23 protein-coding genes are annotated in these 19,291 nt (G+C 70.7%); 15 read left to right on the forward strand and 8 right to left on the reverse strand.

The annotated features are described in order from the left end of the window. Positions 1-90 precede the first annotated feature (90 nt). Together AB0O91_RS24680 and AB0O91_RS24685 are read right to left on the reverse strand one after the other, a co-directional pair. Entirely contained in the window at positions 91-897 is an 807-nt protein-coding gene (locus AB0O91_RS24680) for a class I SAM-dependent methyltransferase (protein WP_363436805.1), read from the reverse strand. 170 nt (positions 898-1,067) lie between these two features. Further along, entirely contained in the window at positions 1,068-2,036 is a 969-nt protein-coding gene (locus AB0O91_RS24685; protein ID WP_363436808.1) for an NAD(P)/FAD-dependent oxidoreductase, read from the reverse strand. Between the two features lie 427 nt (positions 2,037-2,463). Between AB0O91_RS24685 and AB0O91_RS24690 the strand changes: the two genes are divergently transcribed. Together AB0O91_RS24690 and AB0O91_RS24695 are read left to right on the forward strand one after the other, a co-directional pair. After that, entirely contained in the window at positions 2,464-2,736 is a 273-nt protein-coding gene (locus tag AB0O91_RS24690) for a PhdYeFM domain-containing protein (RefSeq protein ID WP_363436810.1), read from the forward strand. Then, entirely contained in the window at positions 2,733-2,885 is a 153-nt protein-coding gene (locus tag AB0O91_RS24695) for a hypothetical protein (protein ID WP_363436812.1), read from the forward strand. The genes AB0O91_RS24690 and AB0O91_RS24695 overlap by 4 nt, the downstream gene beginning before the upstream one ends. Positions 2,886-2,954: 69 nt before the next feature. Here the strand turns inward: AB0O91_RS24695 and AB0O91_RS24700 are convergent, their stop codons facing one another. Together AB0O91_RS24700 and AB0O91_RS24705 are read right to left on the reverse strand one after the other, a co-directional pair. Continuing rightward, complete coding sequence (locus AB0O91_RS24700) at positions 2,955-3,527, reverse strand: GNAT family N-acetyltransferase (RefSeq protein WP_363436814.1); 573 nt, start codon at positions 3,525-3,527, stop codon at positions 2,955-2,957. Positions 3,528-3,550: 23 nt separating this feature from the next. Further along, positions 3,551-4,441 carry an NAD(P)-binding domain-containing protein gene (locus AB0O91_RS24705; protein WP_363436816.1) on the reverse strand — a complete coding sequence of 297 codons (891 nt, stop codon included), beginning with the start codon at positions 4,439-4,441 and terminating at the stop codon, positions 3,551-3,553. A 97-nt stretch (positions 4,442-4,538) separates the two neighbouring features. Between AB0O91_RS24705 and AB0O91_RS24710 the strand changes: the two genes are divergently transcribed. Beyond that, positions 4,539-4,871: a helix-turn-helix domain-containing protein gene (locus AB0O91_RS24710; RefSeq protein ID WP_363436818.1), complete on the forward strand. Its 333-nt coding sequence runs from the start codon at positions 4,539-4,541 to the stop codon at positions 4,869-4,871. A 1-nt stretch (position 4,872) separates the two neighbouring features. Here AB0O91_RS24710 and AB0O91_RS24715 read toward each other — a convergent pair whose 3' ends face one another. Continuing rightward, the gene (locus AB0O91_RS24715; protein WP_363436821.1) at positions 4,873-5,361 is read right to left on the reverse strand and encodes an LURP-one-related family protein; all 489 of its coding nucleotides are present in this window, start codon (positions 5,359-5,361) and stop codon (positions 4,873-4,875) included. Positions 5,362-5,456: 95 nt separating this feature from the next. Between AB0O91_RS24715 and AB0O91_RS24720 the strand changes: the two genes are divergently transcribed. The 7 genes from AB0O91_RS24720 to AB0O91_RS24750 all read left to right on the forward strand — a co-directional run bounded on the left by AB0O91_RS24720 (position 5,457) and on the right by AB0O91_RS24750 (position 12,299). Next, a complete protein-coding gene (locus tag AB0O91_RS24720) occupies positions 5,457-5,966 on the forward strand; it encodes a GNAT family N-acetyltransferase (RefSeq protein ID WP_363436824.1) in 510 nt (169 codons plus the stop codon). Between the two features lie 52 nt (positions 5,967-6,018). After that, positions 6,019-6,150 carry a hypothetical protein gene (locus AB0O91_RS24725; protein ID WP_363436827.1) on the forward strand — a complete coding sequence of 44 codons (132 nt, stop codon included), beginning with the start codon at positions 6,019-6,021 and terminating at the stop codon, positions 6,148-6,150. Positions 6,151-6,183: 33 nt separating this feature from the next. Next, positions 6,184-7,722, forward strand: coding sequence for a recombinase family protein (locus AB0O91_RS24730; RefSeq protein WP_363436829.1), 1,539 nt, complete (start codon positions 6,184-6,186; stop codon positions 7,720-7,722). Between the two features lie 1,093 nt (positions 7,723-8,815). Continuing rightward, the gene (locus AB0O91_RS24735) at positions 8,816-9,190 is read left to right on the forward strand and encodes a hypothetical protein (protein WP_363436831.1); all 375 of its coding nucleotides are present in this window, start codon (positions 8,816-8,818) and stop codon (positions 9,188-9,190) included. 149 nt (positions 9,191-9,339) lie between these two features. Further along, positions 9,340-9,924: a hypothetical protein gene (locus AB0O91_RS24740; protein WP_363436833.1), complete on the forward strand. Its 585-nt coding sequence runs from the start codon at positions 9,340-9,342 to the stop codon at positions 9,922-9,924. After that, positions 9,917-10,681 carry a hypothetical protein gene (locus AB0O91_RS24745; protein ID WP_363436835.1) on the forward strand — a complete coding sequence of 255 codons (765 nt, stop codon included), beginning with the start codon at positions 9,917-9,919 and terminating at the stop codon, positions 10,679-10,681. Before AB0O91_RS24740 ends, AB0O91_RS24745 begins: the two co-directional genes overlap by 8 nt. A 1,087-nt stretch (positions 10,682-11,768) precedes the next feature. Continuing rightward, positions 11,769-12,299, forward strand: a complete 531-nt coding sequence (locus AB0O91_RS24750; protein WP_363436837.1) for a hypothetical protein — start codon at positions 11,769-11,771, stop codon at positions 12,297-12,299. Between the two features lie 79 nt (positions 12,300-12,378). Here the strand turns inward: AB0O91_RS24750 and AB0O91_RS24755 are convergent, their stop codons facing one another. Further along, positions 12,379-12,849: an NUDIX domain-containing protein gene (locus AB0O91_RS24755; protein WP_363436839.1), complete on the reverse strand. Its 471-nt coding sequence runs from the start codon at positions 12,847-12,849 to the stop codon at positions 12,379-12,381. A 3-nt stretch (positions 12,850-12,852) separates the two neighbouring features. Then, positions 12,853-13,596 carry a helix-turn-helix transcriptional regulator gene (locus tag AB0O91_RS24760; protein WP_363436841.1) on the reverse strand — a complete coding sequence of 248 codons (744 nt, stop codon included), beginning with the start codon at positions 13,594-13,596 and terminating at the stop codon, positions 12,853-12,855. A gap of 143 nt (positions 13,597-13,739) precedes the next feature. On the opposite strand from AB0O91_RS24760, the gene AB0O91_RS24765 reads away from it, so the two are divergent. From AB0O91_RS24765 to AB0O91_RS24785, 5 genes are all read left to right on the forward strand, one after another. Then, positions 13,740-13,934, forward strand: a complete 195-nt coding sequence (locus AB0O91_RS24765; RefSeq protein WP_363436843.1) for a hypothetical protein — start codon at positions 13,740-13,742, stop codon at positions 13,932-13,934. Beyond that, a complete protein-coding gene (locus AB0O91_RS24770) occupies positions 13,931-14,128 on the forward strand; it encodes a hypothetical protein (RefSeq protein WP_363436845.1) in 198 nt (65 codons plus the stop codon). Before AB0O91_RS24765 ends, AB0O91_RS24770 begins: the two co-directional genes overlap by 4 nt. A 356-nt stretch (positions 14,129-14,484) precedes the next feature. Further along, the gene (locus tag AB0O91_RS24775) at positions 14,485-14,628 is read left to right on the forward strand and encodes a hypothetical protein (protein ID WP_363436847.1); all 144 of its coding nucleotides are present in this window, start codon (positions 14,485-14,487) and stop codon (positions 14,626-14,628) included. Between the two features lie 3 nt (positions 14,629-14,631). Beyond that, a complete protein-coding gene (locus tag AB0O91_RS24780; protein WP_363436848.1) occupies positions 14,632-15,804 on the forward strand; it encodes a methyltransferase domain-containing protein in 1,173 nt (390 codons plus the stop codon). Between the two features lie 152 nt (positions 15,805-15,956). After that, on the forward strand, positions 15,957-17,780 hold the full coding sequence (locus AB0O91_RS24785) for an NHL domain-containing thioredoxin family protein (RefSeq protein WP_363436851.1): 1,824 nt from the start codon (positions 15,957-15,959) through the stop codon (positions 17,778-17,780). Positions 17,781-17,886: 106 nt separating this feature from the next. Here the strand turns inward: AB0O91_RS24785 and AB0O91_RS24790 are convergent, their stop codons facing one another. Next, a complete protein-coding gene (locus tag AB0O91_RS24790; RefSeq protein ID WP_363436853.1) occupies positions 17,887-19,188 on the reverse strand; it encodes a M18 family aminopeptidase in 1,302 nt (433 codons plus the stop codon). Between the last annotated feature and the right edge of the window lie 103 nt (positions 19,189-19,291).

A 19,291-nucleotide genomic window follows, 5' to 3' on the forward strand; every position in this document is an offset into this window, starting at 1 on the left:
CCCGGAGCACCCACCCCCGGAACCGCCCCCGGCGTCACCCACCCTCCCGAAAGCCCCCACCCCCACAGAAGCCCCGCGCAGCGGCCCCCCTCAGCCCCTCCGCCCCGTGTGCACCGTCATCGCCGAAAGATAAAAGGCATCCCCCCGCCGAAGGATCCCCCTGGGCGCCTCCCGATCGATCAGCACCTCCAGCGTCGCCCGGTCCTCCTCCCCCAGCACCTCCGCGAGCTGGTCGTACCGCCGCACGAGCTGGGTGTGCAGGTACTCCCGGGCCGGCCCGGCCAGTGGCGCCGGGTGGTCGACCAGGAAGGTGCGCGTTCCGCTGGGCTCCAGTCCGGCCCGCTCCAGCATGGCCGGCCAGTCCTCGACCTCCTCGGTGGTGTCCGGCAGTTCGGCCCGCATCGCGGCGAAGCCGTCCTCGTGGGCCGCGTCCAGCCGGGACTGGAGGCCCGGCCGACCGAGCCCGAAGTCGCGGGGCAGGAAGCGCGCGGGCAGCCCGCTCTCCGCGACGGCGAGCAGGCCCCCGGGCCGCAGCCGCCCGGCCAGCGCGGTGAGTGCGGCCTGCTGGTCGCCGAGGTGGTGGATGGCGTTGCCCGACCAGATCAGGTCGGCGTCCCCGAGCTTGTCGAACTCGGCGGGCAGGTCGGCCTGTTGGATCCCCAGGCGACCGCCCGAGCGGGCCCGGGCGCGCTCCAGCAGGGCGGCCGACTGGTCGACGGCGACCACCTCGGCCGCCGGGAAGACCTCCGCGAGCAGCCCGGTGATCACCCCGGGCCCGGCCCCCACGTCGAGCACCCGGCGCACCCCGTCGCCCCCGGCGAGTCCGGCGAGCCACTGCCCGGCCGCGGTGACGGCCCCGGCCCGCAGATCCGCCTCGCGCTCCAGATGCACCGCCATGGCGTCCCAGTCCAACTCCGCCGCCGCCACCCGCCCGTGCCCATGCCCATGCCCGTGCCCATGCCCATGCCCACCATGGCCATGACCCTGCCCCTGCCCCTGCTGATGCGCGTTCATCCCGTACCTCATCTCCTTCTTCTCCGTTGCCGGTCCGACGAAAGCTTCGCCGCTCAGGCGGACAGCGCGACCCCGGACGCGCGGCACAGCGCGACCGCCCGTCCGATCTCCTCGTCCACCAGGTCGTGGTCGAGGTCGAGGGCGGCGGCCGCACCCATCCCCGCGGCCACGACCACCTGGGCGCGCGGGTCGACGACGTTGCCGACCGCCCAGACGCCGGGCACGCTGGTGCGCCCGGTCCGGTCGACGGCAACCCAGCCGTTGTCGTCCCGGGCGCAATCCAGCCCGAACAGCAGGGCGTCCCGGGGCACCATCTGCGGGCGGACGAACACCGCCTCCCGGGGCACCACGGCCCCGTTCGCGAGTTCGACGCCGCGCAGCCGCCCGCCGTCGGCCACCAGCCGCACGATCCGCCCCTCGACCACCCGGACGCCGCGCGCCGCGAGCCGTTCCCGTTCGGCGTCGGTCGGCTCCAGGGTGTGCGCGAGCAGCAGCACGTCGGCCGACCACTGCCGCAGCAGCAGCGCCAGGTCGACCGACCCCGGGCCGGTGCCGAGCACCCCGAGCGGGCGGTCGCGGACCTCCCAGCCGTGGCAGTACGGGCAGTGCAGCACGTCCTTGCCCCAGCGCTCGGCGAGACCGGGCAGCTCCGGCAGCCCGTCCCGCAGTCCGGTGGCGACGACCACCCGGCGTGCGTGCAGCACCGGTCCGCCCGCCAGTTGCACGGTGTGGCCGAGCTCGGCAGGTCCGGCGGGCTCGATGTGCTCCACCCGCCCGTCGATCAGGTCGACCCCGTACCGGGCGACCTCCTCCCGGCCGACCGCCAGCAGTGCGGCCGGGGGCATGCCGTCCCGGCTGAGGAAGCCCTGCAGGTGGGCGGCGGGGGCGTTGCGCGGTTGACCCGCGTCGACCACCGCGACCCGCCGCCGGGCCCGTCCCAGCACCAGGGCGGCGTTCAGTCCCGCCGCACCCGCGCCGACCACCACCGCGTCGTAGCGCTCCGCCGTACCGTTCTCGGTCATCGTCGCTCACCTCCACCGCCAGGCTGCGACCGACCACCCCGTATCAGCAAGCTTTCTTGCCGCCTCAGCAAACCCGTCCGCCCTCTCCCCCCCTCACCCCCGACCCCCACTCCCCCGCCAGGACCACCACGCCGCCACCGCCACCCCGTACCGCGCGACCACCCACCCCACCCAGGGGCCCCACAGCGCCGTCCCGCTCAGCGCACATCCCAGCCCGAACCCCCCGTAGCCGCCGCACCGCTCCCGACCCACTCGCGCGCCACCATGCCCCCAGGCTCGCGCCGCCCGCCCCGCCCCGACCTCCCCCTCGGCAGCCATCCCCCTCCCCCTCCCGGGGGATCCCCACCCCACCCCGAACCGCTCCGCAGCCCGCCCCCCGGCCCCCGAAGCCGCTACAGGGCGCATGACAGCGCGCCACAATGGCCGCATGAAGACCATCACGCAGCGCGAACTCGCGGCGCGGTCCAAGGCCGTGCTCGACGACGTCGAAGCCGGCGAGATCTACTACATCACCCGTAACGGCACCGAGATCGCCGAGGTCCGTCCCATCAGCAGCCGCCGTCGATTCGTTCCCGTCGAAGAACTCCAGCGGAAATGGCAGCACGCACCCGCCGTCGACGCGGCACAGCTGCGCGCCGAAGCCGATGCCTTCTACGGGGACGAGGACCGAGTCGACGACGACCCGCAGGAGCAGGCGTGACCGCGCGACGCCGACGCGGGCCGCCCCGCCCACGCCGGATGGACCTGATGATCGCGGCCACGGCCGCTGCCCATGGCCTTCCGCTCTACACCCGGAACGGAGCCGACTTCGCCGGCCTCGAACAGGGAGTGGAGATCATCCTGGTCTAGGGCGCAGCGGACCCGCCCACGGGCGACCGCCCGACCGGGAGGTCGAGCAATCGCCCCGTCACCCCCGGCTCACTCCCTCGGTGCGGCGAAGCAGTGGACGACGACCGTCCGGCCGGAGGCCCACCGCTGCTCGGCGCTGCCGAGCGGGGTCCAGCCGAGCCGGCGGTAGAGGGCCAGGGCGTCGGTGTGGTCGGCGACCACGTCGAGCACCGGCTGCAGCCCGAGCGCCCGCGCGTGCGCCACCGCACTCGCCAGCAGCCGGGCCCCGGCAGCGTGGCCGCGCGCCGCCGGGGCGACGTACAACCGGCCGATCACGACGGTGAGTTCCGGTCTCCCCCCGGTCCGCCGGCTCCACAGGTCGGGCGCCGGGTCCCCCGGCCCGCTGCGGACCAGCCCGACGTGCCCGGCGATCCGGCCGTCCCACTCGGCGACCCAGGCGGCCAGCAGGCCGTCCGGGGTGAGCCAGGCCGCGGGCCGGGCCGGCCATTCGACGGGGTAGCCGTCGCTGCTGTGGACGTCGCTCAGGGCCCGTACGCAGTCGGCGAGATCGGCGGCGCGGCGCCGACGGACGCCCGCCCCCGCCCCACCGGTCCGCCGAGTGCCGGACGCGACGACATTGGCGCGTTCTTCAAGGTCAGCCATGCCGGTACGTTACCGGCCGCCCCTCAGCGGCGCAGCAGGTCGACCACACCGGTGAGGTCCTCGGCGCCGCTGCCGAGCGCCAACCGGTGCTCCATCAACCGGAAGTACGGGGACAGCAGTTCGACGCTCACGCGCTGTTCCTCCGCGGTCCGCAGCAGCGTCTCCTTCCCCGCCACCTGCATCGCCAGGTTGGAGACCACGCCGGTGGTGTAGTCCCCGCTCTCCAGCTGCCCGGCCGTCCGCCCGGCCGACCCGGCCATCGCGGTGAGCCAGTCCACCAGCAGCGGCGCCAGTTCGCCGGGCGTCACCGCCTCCCCCCGCACCAGCGCGAAGGCGTGGGCGATCCCGCCGAACATCCCGTACATCGCGCTGAGCAGCGCCACGTCGTGCAGCGCCGCGTACCCGGCGTCCGCCCCGACGTACCGGGCCCCGGCCGGCACGGACAGCACCTCCCGGTGCTCCTCGAACAGCTCCGCCGACCCGCTGTAGAACACGTACCCCCCGGCCGCCGGAACGCCGATCATCGGCGGCACGGCCATGATCCCGCCGTCCAGGTACCGGGCGCCCCGGCGGGCCGCCCATGCGGCCCGCGCCCGGGCCTGGCCGGGCGTGCCGGTGACCAGGTTGACCACGTCCTTCCCGGTCAACTCCACGCCCGCCAGCGCCTGTTCGACCGACTCGTCGTCCAGCAGGCAGACCACCACCAGCCGCCCGGCCGCCACCGCCCCGGCCGCCGTGGACGCCACCTCGGCGCCCGCCCCGGCCAGGGCCGCGGCCCGCGCCGCCGTCCGGTTCCAGACCGTCAGCGGGTGCCCGGCGGCCAGCCAGGCCCGCCCCAGCGCGGCCCCCATCGCCCCGGCCCCGAGCAGCACGACCGGAGTCCCCATCACACCGTCAACCCTGTTCTCTCCCATGCCGATCAGCCTCGCCGCACCCCCCGACCATGATCAAGTACGTACTTCGGAGTGGGTGGTTACCCTGGGGTGAGCAACGAGGTCGGAAGGGGTGGGCATGGCGACCGTGCCGAGGCCGGGGGCGCACGTCTGCGGGATCGACGCCGCGATGGACGTGATCGGCGGCAAGTGGAAGGTGCTCATCCTGTGGGCCCTCGGCGAGCGCCCGCACTGCCGCTTCGGCGAACTGCGCCGCCTGGTCCCGGGGATCACCGAGAAGGTGCTGGCCGCCCACCTGCGCGAGCTGGAGGCGGACGGCATCGTGCATCGGCAGTCCTACGACGAGGTACCGCCCCGGGTCGAGTACGCGCTGACCGACCCGGGCCGGCGGCTGAACGCGGCCCTGGCCCCGCTGGGCGCCTGGGGCCGGGAGCACGTCCTGGACCGGTGACTCAGTGCTCCTCCTGCACCAGGTGGTCCACGCAGGCCGCGACGGCGAGCAGCAGCCCGGTGTCCGCCCCGTCCGAGATCTCCACCCCGTAGGTGTCCCGGACCCGGAACCACTTGCGCGAGATCCGGGCGAGCTGGTGCCCGTGGTGGTTCTCCACCCGGTAGTCCTTGTCGATCAGGTTGCCGTGGATCCGCAGCTCACCGCCGCCGGCCAGCTCCACCAGGTACTTGTCCCGGAACGGGGTGAACAGCTTCTCCCGGACGGTGGCGACCACCTCGCCGTCGGCGTCCTCGATCTTCATCGCGTCCCGGACGGCGAGCATCTTCTCCTTCACCACCGCCACCACGTGCCCGTGCGCGTCCTTCAGCTCGAAGGTGTGCCGCAGCCGCAGCACCTTGCCGTCCACCAGGTAGGCCTTGTGCCCCCGGTCGTCCTCGATCCAGTAGTCGTCGCCGACCGCGAACAGCTTCTCCCTGACCAGGTACCGCACCACAGCCTCCTCCGTCGTCGGACTCGAACCACCCATTCGACCCGACCCCCCACCCGCCGCGGAGCACCGCCGCGCCGAACCGCTTCAATACCGCCATGCCCACCACCGCGACCCTGCACAGCGAGCGCCTCGACCTCCTCCCGCTCGCCCCCGAGCACGCCGACGAACTGGCCGCCGCCCTCGCCGACCCGGCCCTGCACGCCTTCACCGGCGGCCGCCCGGCCACCCCCGAGGAGCAGCGCGCCCGCTGCGCCCGGCTCGCCGCCGGCTCCCCCGACCCGGCCGAGGTCTGGGGCAACTGGGTGCTCCGGCTGCGCGCCGACGCCGCCCTGGTCGGCTACGTCCAGGCCACCGTCCGCCCCGCCACCGCCGAGGCCGAACTCGCCTGGGTGGTCGGCACCCCCTGGCAGCGCTGCGGCCTGGCCACCGAGGCCGCCCGCGCCCTGCTCGCCCACCTCGCCGCCACCGGCACCACCACCGTCCTCGCCCACATCCACCCCGACCACCACGCCTCCGCCCGCATCGCCCGCGCCCTCGGCCTGCACCCCACCCCGCACCGCCAGGACGGCGAGATCCGCTGGCAGGCCACCCTCCCCCGGCCGTAGGAACCCCCGCCGCCCGGAATGCCCACTGCCGCCGATGGGGTTGGATACAGCCATGGCATCTCGTGCACGTGTACGCGCCCCCGAGCTGGTCGGGGCAGGCGGTTGGCTGAACACCGGCGGCAAGGACCTCACCCTCGCCGACTTCCGGGGCAAGATCACCGTCCTGGACTTCTGGATGTCCTGAACCATTGAGGTAACTCCAGATAGGGTGTATCGCGTGCACCACCACACCATCGCTGACCTGTACCTTCGCCTGTCCCTGGATAGGGACGGGAAGACAGCGATCGACCGCCAGGAAGCCGACTGCCGCGCATGGGCGGAGCGCAACGGACTGACCGTCCGCAAGGTCCACATCGACCGGGGACGCAGCGGGTACAAGGACGTGAGTCGCAAGGGCTTCGATGCCGCGCTCACTGCCGTCACGTCCGGCGTGGTGGGCGTCCTGGTCGTCTGGAAGCTCGATCGCCTTTCTCGGAAGGGAATCGGCGAAGTCGGCACAGCGCTCGACGCCATCGGGCGCGTTGGCGGCCGTCTCGTCTCCGTGATGGATGGCCTCGACACGGCCAACGACAGCGCTCGGGTCACGATTGCCCTGCTCGCTGAGCTTGCCCGCTCGGAGTCACGCAACATCGGTACCCGCGTGAGCAATGCAAAGCGGTACCTGCGCCAGAAGGGCCAGTGGATCGGCGGTCAGCCACCCTACGGGCTCGCCGTGGAACCGGAGACCAAGAAGCTGGTGCACGACCCGGACACCGCCGTCTACGCCCGGATGATCGCGGACGAGGCGCTGAGCGGCAAGGCGCTGGTGCACATCGCCCGCTTTCTGAATGAGCACGAGATCGAGTCCCCGCGTGGCGGTAAGTGGAGTTCTTCCAGCGTCATGCAGTTGCTCCGCGCCCCGGCGTTCGCTGGCCTCATGCCTCAGACGGAGTACACGGAGGCAGCAGACGGAACACGGAAGTACGGCAGCCGAGTCGTGCCCTACCGGGACCCCGAGACGCTGGACACGATCAGCATCGGCGAGGGCATCATCACCCCCGGTGAGCGGGAGCTGATCATCCGGCAACTGGAGTCCCGAACGTTCCCGCATGCGGGCAAGCGCCACGGCCACAAGCAGGGCACGGCGCTTCTCACCGGTCTTGCCCGCTGCGCCCTGTGCGAGTCGCCGATGAGCCAGTCAGGGACTTCCTACGTCTGCGCCAACAAGCGGATGGGTCGGGGATGCTCGGGAGTCACAGCGCGAGTCGCGAGCCTTGACCACCACGTGACCGATGCGTTCCTGAGCCGTCTTCCGGCGCTGGAGCCGGGAGACCCGTTGCTGTCCGCCATCGCAGCCCGATGGGTTCAGCGGCAGGACCCCGAGGTGTTCGCGAAGCGGGACGCGATAGAGGCGGAGATCAGCGACGAGAGCGCCCGTCTGGCCGACCTGGAAGACGCTCGCTACGTGCGAGGCGAATTCTCGGGGGCCGACGCGATCGAGCGGTACAACCGTCTCGCTGGCCGCTTGCGAGGCCGGATCGACGGCCTGCGCGCCAACTTGGCAGCAATGCCGACCCCAGCAGTCGACATTTCCCCACTGTTGGACGGTGAGCTCCTGCGGGAAGCGTGGGAGAGGGACGTCGTCGCAGGCCAGCGCGACCGGCTGAGGCTGGCCATTGACCGCGTGAACGTCAGCCGGGGCGAGCGGGGCAAGCGGTTCGCTGGCCATGATCGGTGCGTCATCGAGTGGGCCGACATGGCGCCTGAGAACCCGTAGCCGTCCCACTAGACACCCCCTCGCAGCCCCGTCCTGGCCATACCCGGCCGGGACGGGGCTTTCGCATGACCGCAGAGTGCCACCGGGGCCATGCCCGCCCGCCTGAGAAGTCCTCGCCGCAGTCACCCGCCAGGGCGGCTACGCCCACTCACTGCCCGTGCTGGCGGACGGGCCACTGTGAGCCACGCCACAGCACGCCTTGTAGGACCCCGCCAGGCCGGCGAGCAGCACTGCCCCTGTTCTCCCTTGGCTGTTTCCTGGTACGCGCTGTGGGGGTCCTACAGGCGCCGTGCGCGATCCGCCAGCGCGAGCGGCCAGATCCGTTAACCACCCCCCGTTAATACCTATGCCAGCCGAGGCAGGTCGCAGGGTGGTCCCGTTAGGAAAGAGAGTAAGTGCTGTACCTACTTCTGTATCTATCTATAGCAGTACTCGCATATAGCTCTGTAGGGGTACTGGGGAAACCTGTATCACCACCACGCCACTTTCCTAACACTATCCCGGGAGGCCGTTCCTGCTGACCATCGGAATCGCCTGTGACCGGTGCGGGAAGTCCCTGCGGGGCCGTCAGCGCGCCGTCTGCTCGAACGCCTGCCGTCAGGCACTCAAGCGGGCCGAGAAGCGGACCACCGCCGATCTGATGGGGCGTCCATGCGATGCCTGCGGCGACGCTTCCGACTACGCCAACGGCCACGGGGCCTGGTGCGAGGCGCATACAGCCAGGGCCCGACACGAGGACGCGGAAGCAGCGCGCTGGGACGCCATGTGCGCCCTGGAAGGCTGCGAGAACAGCGCCGGATGGGACGGCATGGGCCGGGCCCGCAAGTACTGCTCGAACGCCCACAGCCAGAAGGCGTACCGGCTGCGTAAGGCCGCTGCCGCTGCTGCCGTTATGGCTCCCCGGTCGACTCTGACGCCAGGGGGCGGACGGGAGGACATTAGCCGCTCCGAGTAACCACAGGTGCCGGGATGGTGGGACACCCTGGCCCTTCGGCCTCCCGTGGCACTAATTGAATAACCCATGATTCCGCCCTGCCCTGCCGATCTCCGGCAGCGTAGGGCTTTTGTATGCAAAAAATGAAAGGGTACTGTGATGGACCGCAGGGAATTCGTCAGCTCGGTCATGGCGAAGGTCATGGCAGAGGACGGCGCGAAGGAAAGCCGCCCGGCGCAGGATACTTCGCCTGACGTGAACTCGCCGGAGATCACCGCCATGCGCGAGAAGGTGGCAAAGTCGTCCGGCCTTTCTCTGGCGCTGGCTGGCAGGCTGAGCGGCACCACCGAGGCCGAGATCAAGGCGGACGCCGATCGCCTCACGGAGGCAATTCGGTCCATGCCCGCGAACCTGCGCACTCATCCGAAGTCGCTCGTTCCGACCGGCGGTGCAGTCGATCAGCCGCCCTCGCACCTGGACATTGACCCGATAAAGCTCGCCGCCAACATCATGGCTCGCCGGCTGGGAAGCTGAACGCCAATGACCGAAATCAGTGGAATTCCCGAAAACTCGGACCCGTCCATTCGAGTGCTCAACCCGGAGGGCTCGAAGGGGAACGGTCAATTCGGCTGGCACTTCTGGTGCGACCCGGTCGACACCGGCGAAACAGCGGAGGACTGTGAATGACTGAGTACCGAAATGCGAACTTCCTGCCCGCCCTGGAGGCGACGGCGAGCGTCCTCACCTTCTCGGCCGGGGGCCGCCCCTCGCTGGCCTACCGGCCGGTGATCGGCTGGCTGTCGGACCCCGTGCTCACCTACGCCGAGAAGACCGGCGGGCATTCGATCCCGTACGCCATTCCGCTTGTTCTTACCGCTAGCGGTGTAGCGCACGGAATGTCCCCTGCGGACGTTTCCCCGAAGGAGACCGGGGACGGAATCCGAGTGCCGGCCGACGAATTCCTACTGGGCGTCTCAACCAATCAGGCTGACGCTCAGCGGAGTTACGGCGCTGTACTGGATGCAGTCGAGCGCATGTTGGTCGAGATGGCCGAGCAGCAGGAAGCCGACGAGGCCGAGGTCCGAGAGGCCGCCGAGAGTGCGGCACACGCCGAGCGTGAAGCCGCTAAGCATGCTGCCGACATGGCCGCCGCAAAGGTTGCACAACGAGCCGACGTGATCAGCGGCGCCGATGCACTCATTGCCGAGAACCGCGAATTCATCGCATCGCATTCCGCCATCATGCCTGAGGAGAACACCATTGCCTGAAAACCTGACGCCCGAGCAGCAGCGCGCAAAGCGCATTGAAATGCTCCGTACCCGCGCCGAAATGGCCATCCCGCATTACGTTGACCTGATGACCCCGGATTCCGTCCGGGCCGCTCTCGCCGAGCTGGAGAGCACTCGGGAGCGCCGGGACGCCGTGGACGACCTGGTGGGCGCGCTCCGCGTGGAGCTGGCGGGCCTGGACGAGAAGGACGCCAGGGCCGCCAAGGATGCGCTCCGCGACGGCAAGCCGATCCCCAAGGCCACGAACCGGGGGCAGCTGGAGAACAAGCTTGCCGAGGCCGAGCGTCAGCAGGTGCCGCTGTACGAACTGGCGGCCGAAGCGGCCCACGCGGTGAAGGTCGCAGCCATCGCCGTTCGCGCGGACTGGCGACAGACGATCTGCGAGGAGGCCGAGACGGCCCGCACCGAGGCGCTGGCCACGACCGCTCGGCTTACGGCTCTCATGGATCAACTCAGCATCCACGCAAAGGCAGTTGAGGATATGGATGGCGACCTTGCCCAGCCGTGGGGAGCGAACGAGCGGCAGTGGCGGATCATGGCTCCGCGTGGCGGGATCCCATGGGATACCGACCGGCGGGCGCTGGACCGGATCGCCTCTGACCGGCTGGAGTACTCGACCACCTACCCCGGCGGCCTGCCGGGCCGACTGAGCCCCGACGCCGACCCGGCGGAGGAGCACAACCCGATGGCCGTTCCGTCGGCCCCGTTCGGTTCCCAGGCCCGATACCGACGATGAGCCAGGCATGGGAGGGCAGCGATCGGCGGGCACGCCTGCCGCGCAACTGGGCCACTCTCCGGCGCAGCGTCATGCAGCGCGCTGGCTGGCAGTGCGAATGGATGCGGGCGGACACGGGCCAGCGCTGCCCCGAGGTGGCGTCCGACTGTGACCATGTGATCCCGGGCGACGACCACAGCCCGAGCAACCTGCAAGCGCTGTGCGGCTACCACCATGGGGTGAAGTCGGGCCGTGATGGTGGCCTGGCCGCTGCTGCAAGTCGGAAGCCCGGCGGCCGGTACTCACGGCTGCGCAAGCCGCCCGAGCACCCCGGTTACGTTGCGTAGCGCCTGAGGGTGGGGGAGGACTCCCCTCCCCCTCTCTCAGGGATCGGTGCCGATAGCAGGAATCAGCCTCTCTACGGGTCTGGGAGATCCAGCCCGGCCCGCTTGTCACCCGCTGTGACCTGGCCCAGCGCCTGATTCCCCGCCCGGCCCACCCGCGCGTGCACAGCGCGGGTGCACCTGCGCGCCCGCCCGCGCACACGTGAGGGCCTCCGAGCCCAGAACACCCCACAGAGCCGCCACCCGGGGTCCTGGTCGGCCCGACAGCCGGCCGGGGCCCAACGGGCCCACCGGACCCGCCATGGCCCGCCAAGTACCCACCGTGGCAACAAGACTGGAGATACCTATCCGAACACCCTTCGTCCATCCGCCATGCGGCCGGGAGTGGTCCGGCCTGCGAGCCGAGCACTGTCCGGCCTGTCACGAGACGTTCGCCAGCACCCGAGCAGGCGACGCCCACCGAACCGGCCCACACAACGCCCGCAGGTGCCTCCCACCCGCCACCGCCGGGCTCTGGCAGGACGCCCGGGGCCTCTGGCACCGCAAGCCCTACCCGGATCTCTGAGCGCGCCCTTGCCCCTACCTGGCCCTTCGAGGGCCGGGCAGGGGCCTTCTTTGCATTCTCCCGCCAAGCCAGATCGCTGATCGGGATAGGGGGCCTGCTGTCGACACCGGCAACAGAAACCGGGCAGGCAAGAGCAGGTGCACATCAACTGAACTAATTTGTCTGACAGTTGGGATAGCTGGCCAGCATACTGACGTCCATGAGTGAGATTTGGGTGCCGACGCTTCAGCTCCCCGACGGCGACGACGAGGACGAGCATGTGAAGACCACGTTCGCGCACTACGGCCTGGCCATGTACCACGCCGAGGTTCTGGGGCACGGGCTCGTCAACGCACTCGCCGTAACAAAGATCATCGAAGCCCGAGACCAGGCTGAGGTTCTGATCCGCGACCCCTGGGCGCAGGGCTTCAAGAAGACCATGGAGAAGCTGATCACCCACGTCAGTCAGCAGACAGCCGCTGACCAGCAGCTTATCGACGACCTCAACGAGTGCCGGGCTCGCCGCAACCATCTCGCCCATGCCTTCTGGCGCGATCACGCAGAAGAGTTCTGCTCGTACGCAGGCCGAAACAGCATGATCGAGAAGCTTGAGTCCGACGACGCCCTGTTTGTGGGGACGGATAAGCGACTCGCCGAGGTAATGGACCCGCTCCACGGCCAGCTGGGCATCAGCGAGGACCTCTTCAGTGCGACCTTCAGCAAGCTGTATCGCGAGGCCAAGGGCCGCTAGAGGGCGCTCGGGGCCGATTGGGCCCTACGTTCCAGGTCACGTCAGGTGTCGCGGTCCCGACGTGACCCAGGAAGATTCACTAACCGAGGTACGGTGCGATCCTGCCCTCTAGAAAGTGCTGGAGCCGAAGGCGCTGCGTGTGGTGCATCGGCAGGTCGCCGATGCCTTCAGGCGCGACGAACTGGAGGTCTGTGGACTCGTCAGAGATGCGCAGTTCACCGCCCGTGATGTGGGCCGTGAAGCAAACATTGAACTGTTGCCGAACCTCGCCGTCCGAGTAAGCAATGACGTGTCGGGGATCGGTGTAAGTGCCGACCAGCCCCGTGATCTCGACATCGAACCCGGTCTCCTCGCGAACCTCTCGCACGGCGGTGCCCGGGAGAGACTCACCAAGATCCATCGCTCCGCCAGGCAGGGCATACAACCCGTTGTCAGTGCGCCGCTGGAGCAGGATGCGCCCGGCCTCATCCGTAACGACGGCGGAAGCCGCGACCACCAGCCGGTTTGGCTTGGGCGCGTTGGGGTCGTCGTAGTACTCGGTCCGTGCCATGTCTCAGCTCTCCTCGACTGGTTGTGCTGCGCTCCACACCGCATCGAAGCTCGAAGCGTAGGTGTCGAACATCGTGCCCGCACCCGTCCGGCGGAGATGCCAGACCGGAGCACCGAAGGCGTTCACGCCCCAGACGTGGGCATTCACGAGAAGCTCATCGTCTGCCCGGTACAGGCTGTTGTAGAGGGTGGTCCCATGAGTGCGGATCTCGATGCCGGGAGTGCCGATAAGGGGGCCGTAGTGCATCAGGGCGAGGCGGCACCGAGACTCGATGCCGTGGCCGAACCTCTCCTCTTCGCCGCGCTGCCTCACGTTCTCGCTGTCGGCGTCACCGAGGGCGATGCGGACTACGCAGCCGTCAGCGGCACGCTCGCGAAGGAGATCGTTAAGCCTGGGGTACGCCTCGTGGAGGAACACCGCAGCGTAGACCAACACGTCAATGCGTTCAGCAGCCTTACCGAGCAGATCAATGAAGACGGACACCGGCAAGTCAGCCCGCTGCTCGTACAGCGCCACCAGCTCAGGGCTTATAGCCCGTGCGGCTCGGGGCTGCCGCAGGCTCGGCCACAGTGCGAACATGTCTTCTCCCAAGGCTTCGGCTGCCAGACGCGCTGTCCCTAACCGGGGCGTCCTGCTCTGGTTGGCCCACCGCTCAACCGACTTGGTGTCCACGCCGGCCTTCTCGGCGAGGGCGGCGCATGTCCAACCACCCGACACCATGACGCTTTTCAGTCTCTCGTTTGGCATCTCGCTTGTCTCCCCACAGGCACCGGTCCTTTGCTAGGGACGTTCTACCGCGCGAGGGACGTTCTGGAGTGTCCTTCGCGCGAGGTTTCACCGTCCCGGGCGGTTGCCAGATCTTGGTGGCAACTCGGTGGGAGGAGCGACTAATGACGACGAAGACGGGCAGCGCAAGGACGCTGTCCGAGCACAGGGCGGCACGTCGCCAGACGGCGGGGACCTTCAACCCGCTCGACGACTATGACACCGAAGTGTCGGCCCGAGTGGCAGAAAAAGGTGTCCTGCGCGAGTGGCCCGCCTGCACCTGCGGCAAGGACACCTGTCCCGACAAGGGGGCCGCGTGACGCTGCCCACGGCTCCCTCCCCGGCTGTCAGCGCGCCGGAGAACCCCTGTCTGGGGTGTGCCTACTTCGACGGGATCGAAGCGCAGTACCCGGCCGACACCAACCCCACCATCGCGCGTCACTTGGTCCGGTGGCGGCGGCGCCACGCCGACGACGGTGAGTGCACGAACCCGCTGGCGGACCCGAATGAGTGACCACCAGGACGGCCACCAGACGGCCTCACATGCCCCCTCCGGAGACGTTGAGCCCGTGGACCCGTTCGAGTGGCTGAGGACCCACCCGTGGCCCGGTATGCGGCCCGGCGGGCCCCGGCCCGCCGGGCCCCGGCCGGTCCTCAGCCCGGAGGAGCACACCGAGGTGCCCCTGACTCTGGAGGAACGGCAGTGCCGGGCAGCGCTGCTGGCACGGGTGCGCGAGGCGAATCACCCAAGGCACTGACGCGCCCAACAGAACTCCCGTCCCGGCAGCCTGGGGAAGTATGCGGCCGGGACGGGTCGCACAACCCAGCAGGCAAACGCCAGTTGGGCCCGACCAGCACGGAGGTACTGAGATGGGTAAGCACGGCGGCGGGTCCGGCGACGGCAAGGGCGGCGGGCAGCAGGACGACAGCAGCAGCGGCAACAAGCACGGCGGTGGCGGGTCCTCCGAGGGTGGGAACACCAGCGACGGCCAGGGCCCGGCGGACGGCAAGTAACCAATGAGCACCAAGCACGATGCGGAGGCCGGTCGGACCCGGCTGGCCTCCGCGCTCATCGCCAACGGGTCTCTCGCCTCGGACTGGCTGGGGCCGTACAACGCCGTGCCGCGCCATCTGTTCGTGCCTGACACGATCTGGCCCGGCCAGGCCGACGGCGTGCGTCAGGGAGAGGCTGTGCACCGGTACGGCGATCCTGCGGGGTGGTGGAACGCCGTCTACTCGGACGTGCCGCTCACGACCCAGTGGGACGACGGCGACCACACCGGGGACGCACGGGGCACGACTCCCACGTCGTCCAACTCGATGCCCACCATGGTGTTCTCCATGCTCGCCGCCCTGGATGTGCAGGACGGAAACCGGGTGTTGGAGATCGGCACCGGGACCGGCTGGAACGCCGCCCTGTTGTCCCACCGGCTCGGGTCCGGGAACGTGGTCACCATCGAGGTCGACCAGGACAGCGCCGCCGACGCGCAACGCCGACTCGCTCGGGCCGGGTACTTCCCCGCGCCCGTGGTCGGCGACGGAACGAAGGGCCACCCGGACGGCCTCCCCTTCGATCGGGTGATCGCCACCTGTTCGGTCGGCCAGGTGCCGCACGAGTGGGTGGCCCAGACCCGGCCGGGCGGGCTGATCGTCGCCCCGTGGGGGCCGCAGTACGGCGGGGAAGCCGTGGTGCGGCTGACGGTCGGCAACGACGGCACGGCAAGCGGCCGGTTCGTCGGGTCGTCCGCCTTCATGCGGCTGAGGCAGCAGCGCACCCCCCGGCCGAACAGCCTTGAGTACCTGTCCGGGCCCTGGCCGGCGGACGGCTCGAAGTCCTCAACTCGGCTTTCGCCGGACGACGTTGGCGGCTGGCTTGAGATGTTCGCCATCGGCGTGCAGGTCTCCGGGGCGTTCCCGCTCACCGAGCGGTACGACGACGGTACGTACACGCTGTGGCTGCACGACACGGCCGTCACGTCGTGGGCCACCGCCGACTGGGAACCGGACCGGACCGCCTACGAGGTGGTGCAGTCCGGCCCCCGGAACCTCTGGGACGAGGTGGAGACCGCTCGGCGCTGGTGGGACGACCAAGGCCGCCCCGGCTTCGACCGGTTCGGACTCACGGTGACCCCGGACGGCCACACGGTCTGGCTGGACAGTGTGGAGACCCCGGTTCCCGTCCGAGGGTGACCGGACAACCGGCCCCGTCCGCGCGTCGCCCCCGTGGCACGTGGACGGGGCTCCACCTGTGCCACACGTCCAGGGGCGATCACCCGCTGCCGCTATGCCACAACGGCCAGACGCCCGGAATGCTGACATCCGAGGTGGGGTTTGATTGGGGCATGGCTTCTCGTGCACGTGTCCGCGCCCCTGAACTGGTCGGCGCTGGTGGATGGCTCAACACCGGCGGCAAGGATCTGTCCCTGGCAGACTTCCGAGGTCGCATTTTGGTACTAGACTTCTGGACCTTCTGCTGCATCAACTGTCTGCACGTCCTCGACGAGCTCCGCGAGCTCGAGGAGCGGCACCGCGACACCGTGGTGATCGTCGGCGTGCACTCGCCGAAGTTCGTGCACGAGGCCGACCACCAGGCGGTCGTCGACGCGGTCGCCCGCTACGAGGTGCACCACCCGGTGCTGGACGACCCGGCGCTGGCGACCTGGAAGCAGTACGCCGTCCGCGCCTGGCCGACGCTGGTGGTGATCGACCCCGAGGGCTACGTGGTGGCCCAGCACGCCGGCGAGGGCCACGCCCACGCGATCGCCCGCCTGGTCGCCGAGCTGGAGGCGGAGCACGAGGCCAAGGGCACGCTGCGGCGCGGCGACGGCCCGTACGTGGCGCCCGAGCCGAGCACCGACGACCTCAAGTTCCCCGGCAAGGCGGTGCGGCTGCCGAACGGCCACTTCCTGGTCGCCGACTCCGGCCACCACAGCCTGGTGGAGCTGGCCGAGGACGGCGAGACGGTGGTGCGCCGGATCGGCGACGGGCAGCGCGGCCTGGTGGACGGCACCAGCCCCCGGTTCAGCGAGCCGCAGGGCCTCGCCCTGCTCCCCGGGAACGGCGACTACGACGTGGTGGTGGCCGACACCGTGAACCACGCGCTGCGCGGCGTACGGCTGGCCGACGGCAGCGTCACCACGCTGGCCGGCACCGGCCGCCAGTGGTGGCAGGGCTCGGCGACCGAGGGCCCGGCCCGCGAGGTGGACCTCTCCTCGCCCTGGGACGTCGCCTGGTTCGACGGCCGGGTGTGGATCGCGATGGCCGGCGTGCACCAGCTGTGGGCGTACGACCCGGCGACCGGCACCGTCGGCGTCGCGGCCGGCACCACCAACGAGGGCCTGGTGGACGGGCCGGCCGCCGAGGCCTGGTTCGCCCAGCCGTCCGGCCTGGCGGTCTCCGCGGACGGCGGGACGCTCTGGGTGGCCGACTCCGAGACCTCCGCGCTGCGCTCCGTTTCACGTGAAACCGACGGCGGCACGACGGTCCGCACCGCCGTCGGCACCGGCCTGTTCGACTTCGGCCACCGCGACGGCGCCGCCGACCAGGCGCTGCTCCAGCACCCGCTGGGCGTCACCGTGCTGCCGGACGGCTCGGTGGCCGTCAGCGACACCTACAACCACGCGCTGCGCCGCTACGACCCGGCGAGCGGCGAGGTCACCACCCTGGCCACCGACCTGCGCGAGCCCTCCGGGGCGGTGCTGGTGGACGGCGACATCGTGGTGGTCGAGTCGGCCCGGCACCGGCTGACCAGGCTGCGGCTGCCCGAGGAGGCGGTGCGGGTCGAGTCGGTCGCCCACCGCACCCAGCGCGCGGCCACCGAGGTCGCGCCGGGCACCCTGCGGCTGGACGTGGTCTTCGAGGCGCCGAGCGGCCAGAAGCTGGACGAGCGCTACGGCCCGTCCACCCGGCTGCTGGTCAGCGCGACCCCGCCCGAGCTGCTGGTCTCCGGTGCGGGCGCGGACACCGACCTCTCCCGCGAGCTGGTGCTCTCCGACCGGGTCGCCGAGGGCGTGCTGCACGTCTCGGCGATGGCCGCCTCCTGCGACGACGACCCGGAGATCGAGTTCCCGGCCTGCCACGTGCACCAGCAGGACTGGGGCGTGCCGGTGAAGCTGGTCGCCGACGGCGTCCGCCGCCTCCCGCTGGTCCTGGCCGGCCTGGAGTAGCCCGGGCCCGAAGCAGTCCGGGAGCAGTCAGGGCCCGGAGCAGTCCGGGCGACACGCCAGGGGCCCGCCGGAGAACCGGCGGGCCCCTGCGCGTTCACCCTCGACCTCAGCCCTCCAGGAAGGCCTTGATCGCGCTCGCCAGCAGGTACGGGTCCTCCGCCCCGCACAGCTCGCGCGCCGAGTGCATGGACAGCGCCGCGATGCCGCAGTCCACCGTCTTGATGCCCAGGCGCGCCGCCGTGATCGGCCCGATGGTCGTCCCGCAGGGCATCGCGTTGTTGGACACGAAGCTCTGCCACGGCACGCCGGCCTTCTCGCAGGCGGCCGCGAACACCGCCCGGCCGACGCCGTCGGTCGCGTAGCGGTTGTTGACGTTCACCTTGAGGATCGGCCCGTTGTTCGGCAGCGGGTGGTGGCCCGGCTCGTGCCGCTCCGAGTAGTTCGGGTGGACGGCGTGGCCCATGTCCGAGGACAGGCAGACGGTGCCGGCCAGCGCCCGGGCGCGGTCCTCGGTGGAGCCGCCGCGGGCGTGGATCGTCCGGTCCAGCACGTTGCCGAGCAGCGGGCCGTGCGCGCCGGTGTCGGACTCGCTGCCGGTCTCCTCGTGGTCGAAGGCGGCCAGCACCGGGATGTACGGCAGCTCGGCGCCCCCCGTGACGGCGGCCGCCAGCGCGGCCGTCGCCGCGTGCACCGAGAGCAGGTTGTCCAGCCGGGGGCCGGCCAGCAGCTCGCGGTCGCGGCCCAGGTACGAGGCGGGCTGGACGTCGTGGGTCATCAGGTCCCAGCCGGCCACGTCCTCGGCGGCCAGCCCGGCCCGCTCGGCGACGTGGGCGATCAGCGCGCCCTCGTCGACCGGGCCGAGGCCCCAGATCGGGGTGAGGTGGCGCTGCCGGTCGAGCTTCATGCCGTCGTTGACCTGGCGGTCCAGGTGGATGGCGAGCTGGGGCACGCGCAGCAGCGGCTCGTCCAGCTGGACGAGCCGCTCGGTGCCGTCCTTCAGCGCGAGCCGGCCGGACAGGCCGAGGTCCCGGTCCAGCCAGGTGTTCAGCGGCACCCCGCCGTAGATCTCCACCGCGACCTGCCGCCACCCGGCCGAGCCGGTGTCCGGCACCGGCTTCACCCGCAGGTTGGGCGAGTCGGTGTGGGTGCCGACGATCCGGAACGGGGTCTCCGGCCCGGCCCCCTCGGGCAGGTACCACGCGATCAGCGCGCCACCGCGGATCAGGTAGCGCCCACCGGCCGTCCCGTCCCACGCCTCCGTCTCGGCGACCTGACGGAACCCCGCCTTCTCCAGTCGCTCGGCGGCGCTCGCGACCGCGTGGTACGGGGACGGCGAAGAGCCGAGGAACGCGATCAGATCGTCGGTGTGCGTCCGGTCGAAGAATGCCCGGCGGGCGGCGGTCGACATACTGCTCCAGGGTCGAGGGAGGGCCGAAGTCGGATGGGGGACCGACCTCGCACCTTGAGCATATGCCCGTACACGGACATGGCATTCGTTGCCTCGTCACGGA

Origin of the sequence: Kitasatospora sp. NPDC089797, from assembly GCF_040684795.1 — a bacterium.
GTDB lineage: Bacteria > Actinomycetota > Actinomycetes > Streptomycetales > Streptomycetaceae > Kitasatospora.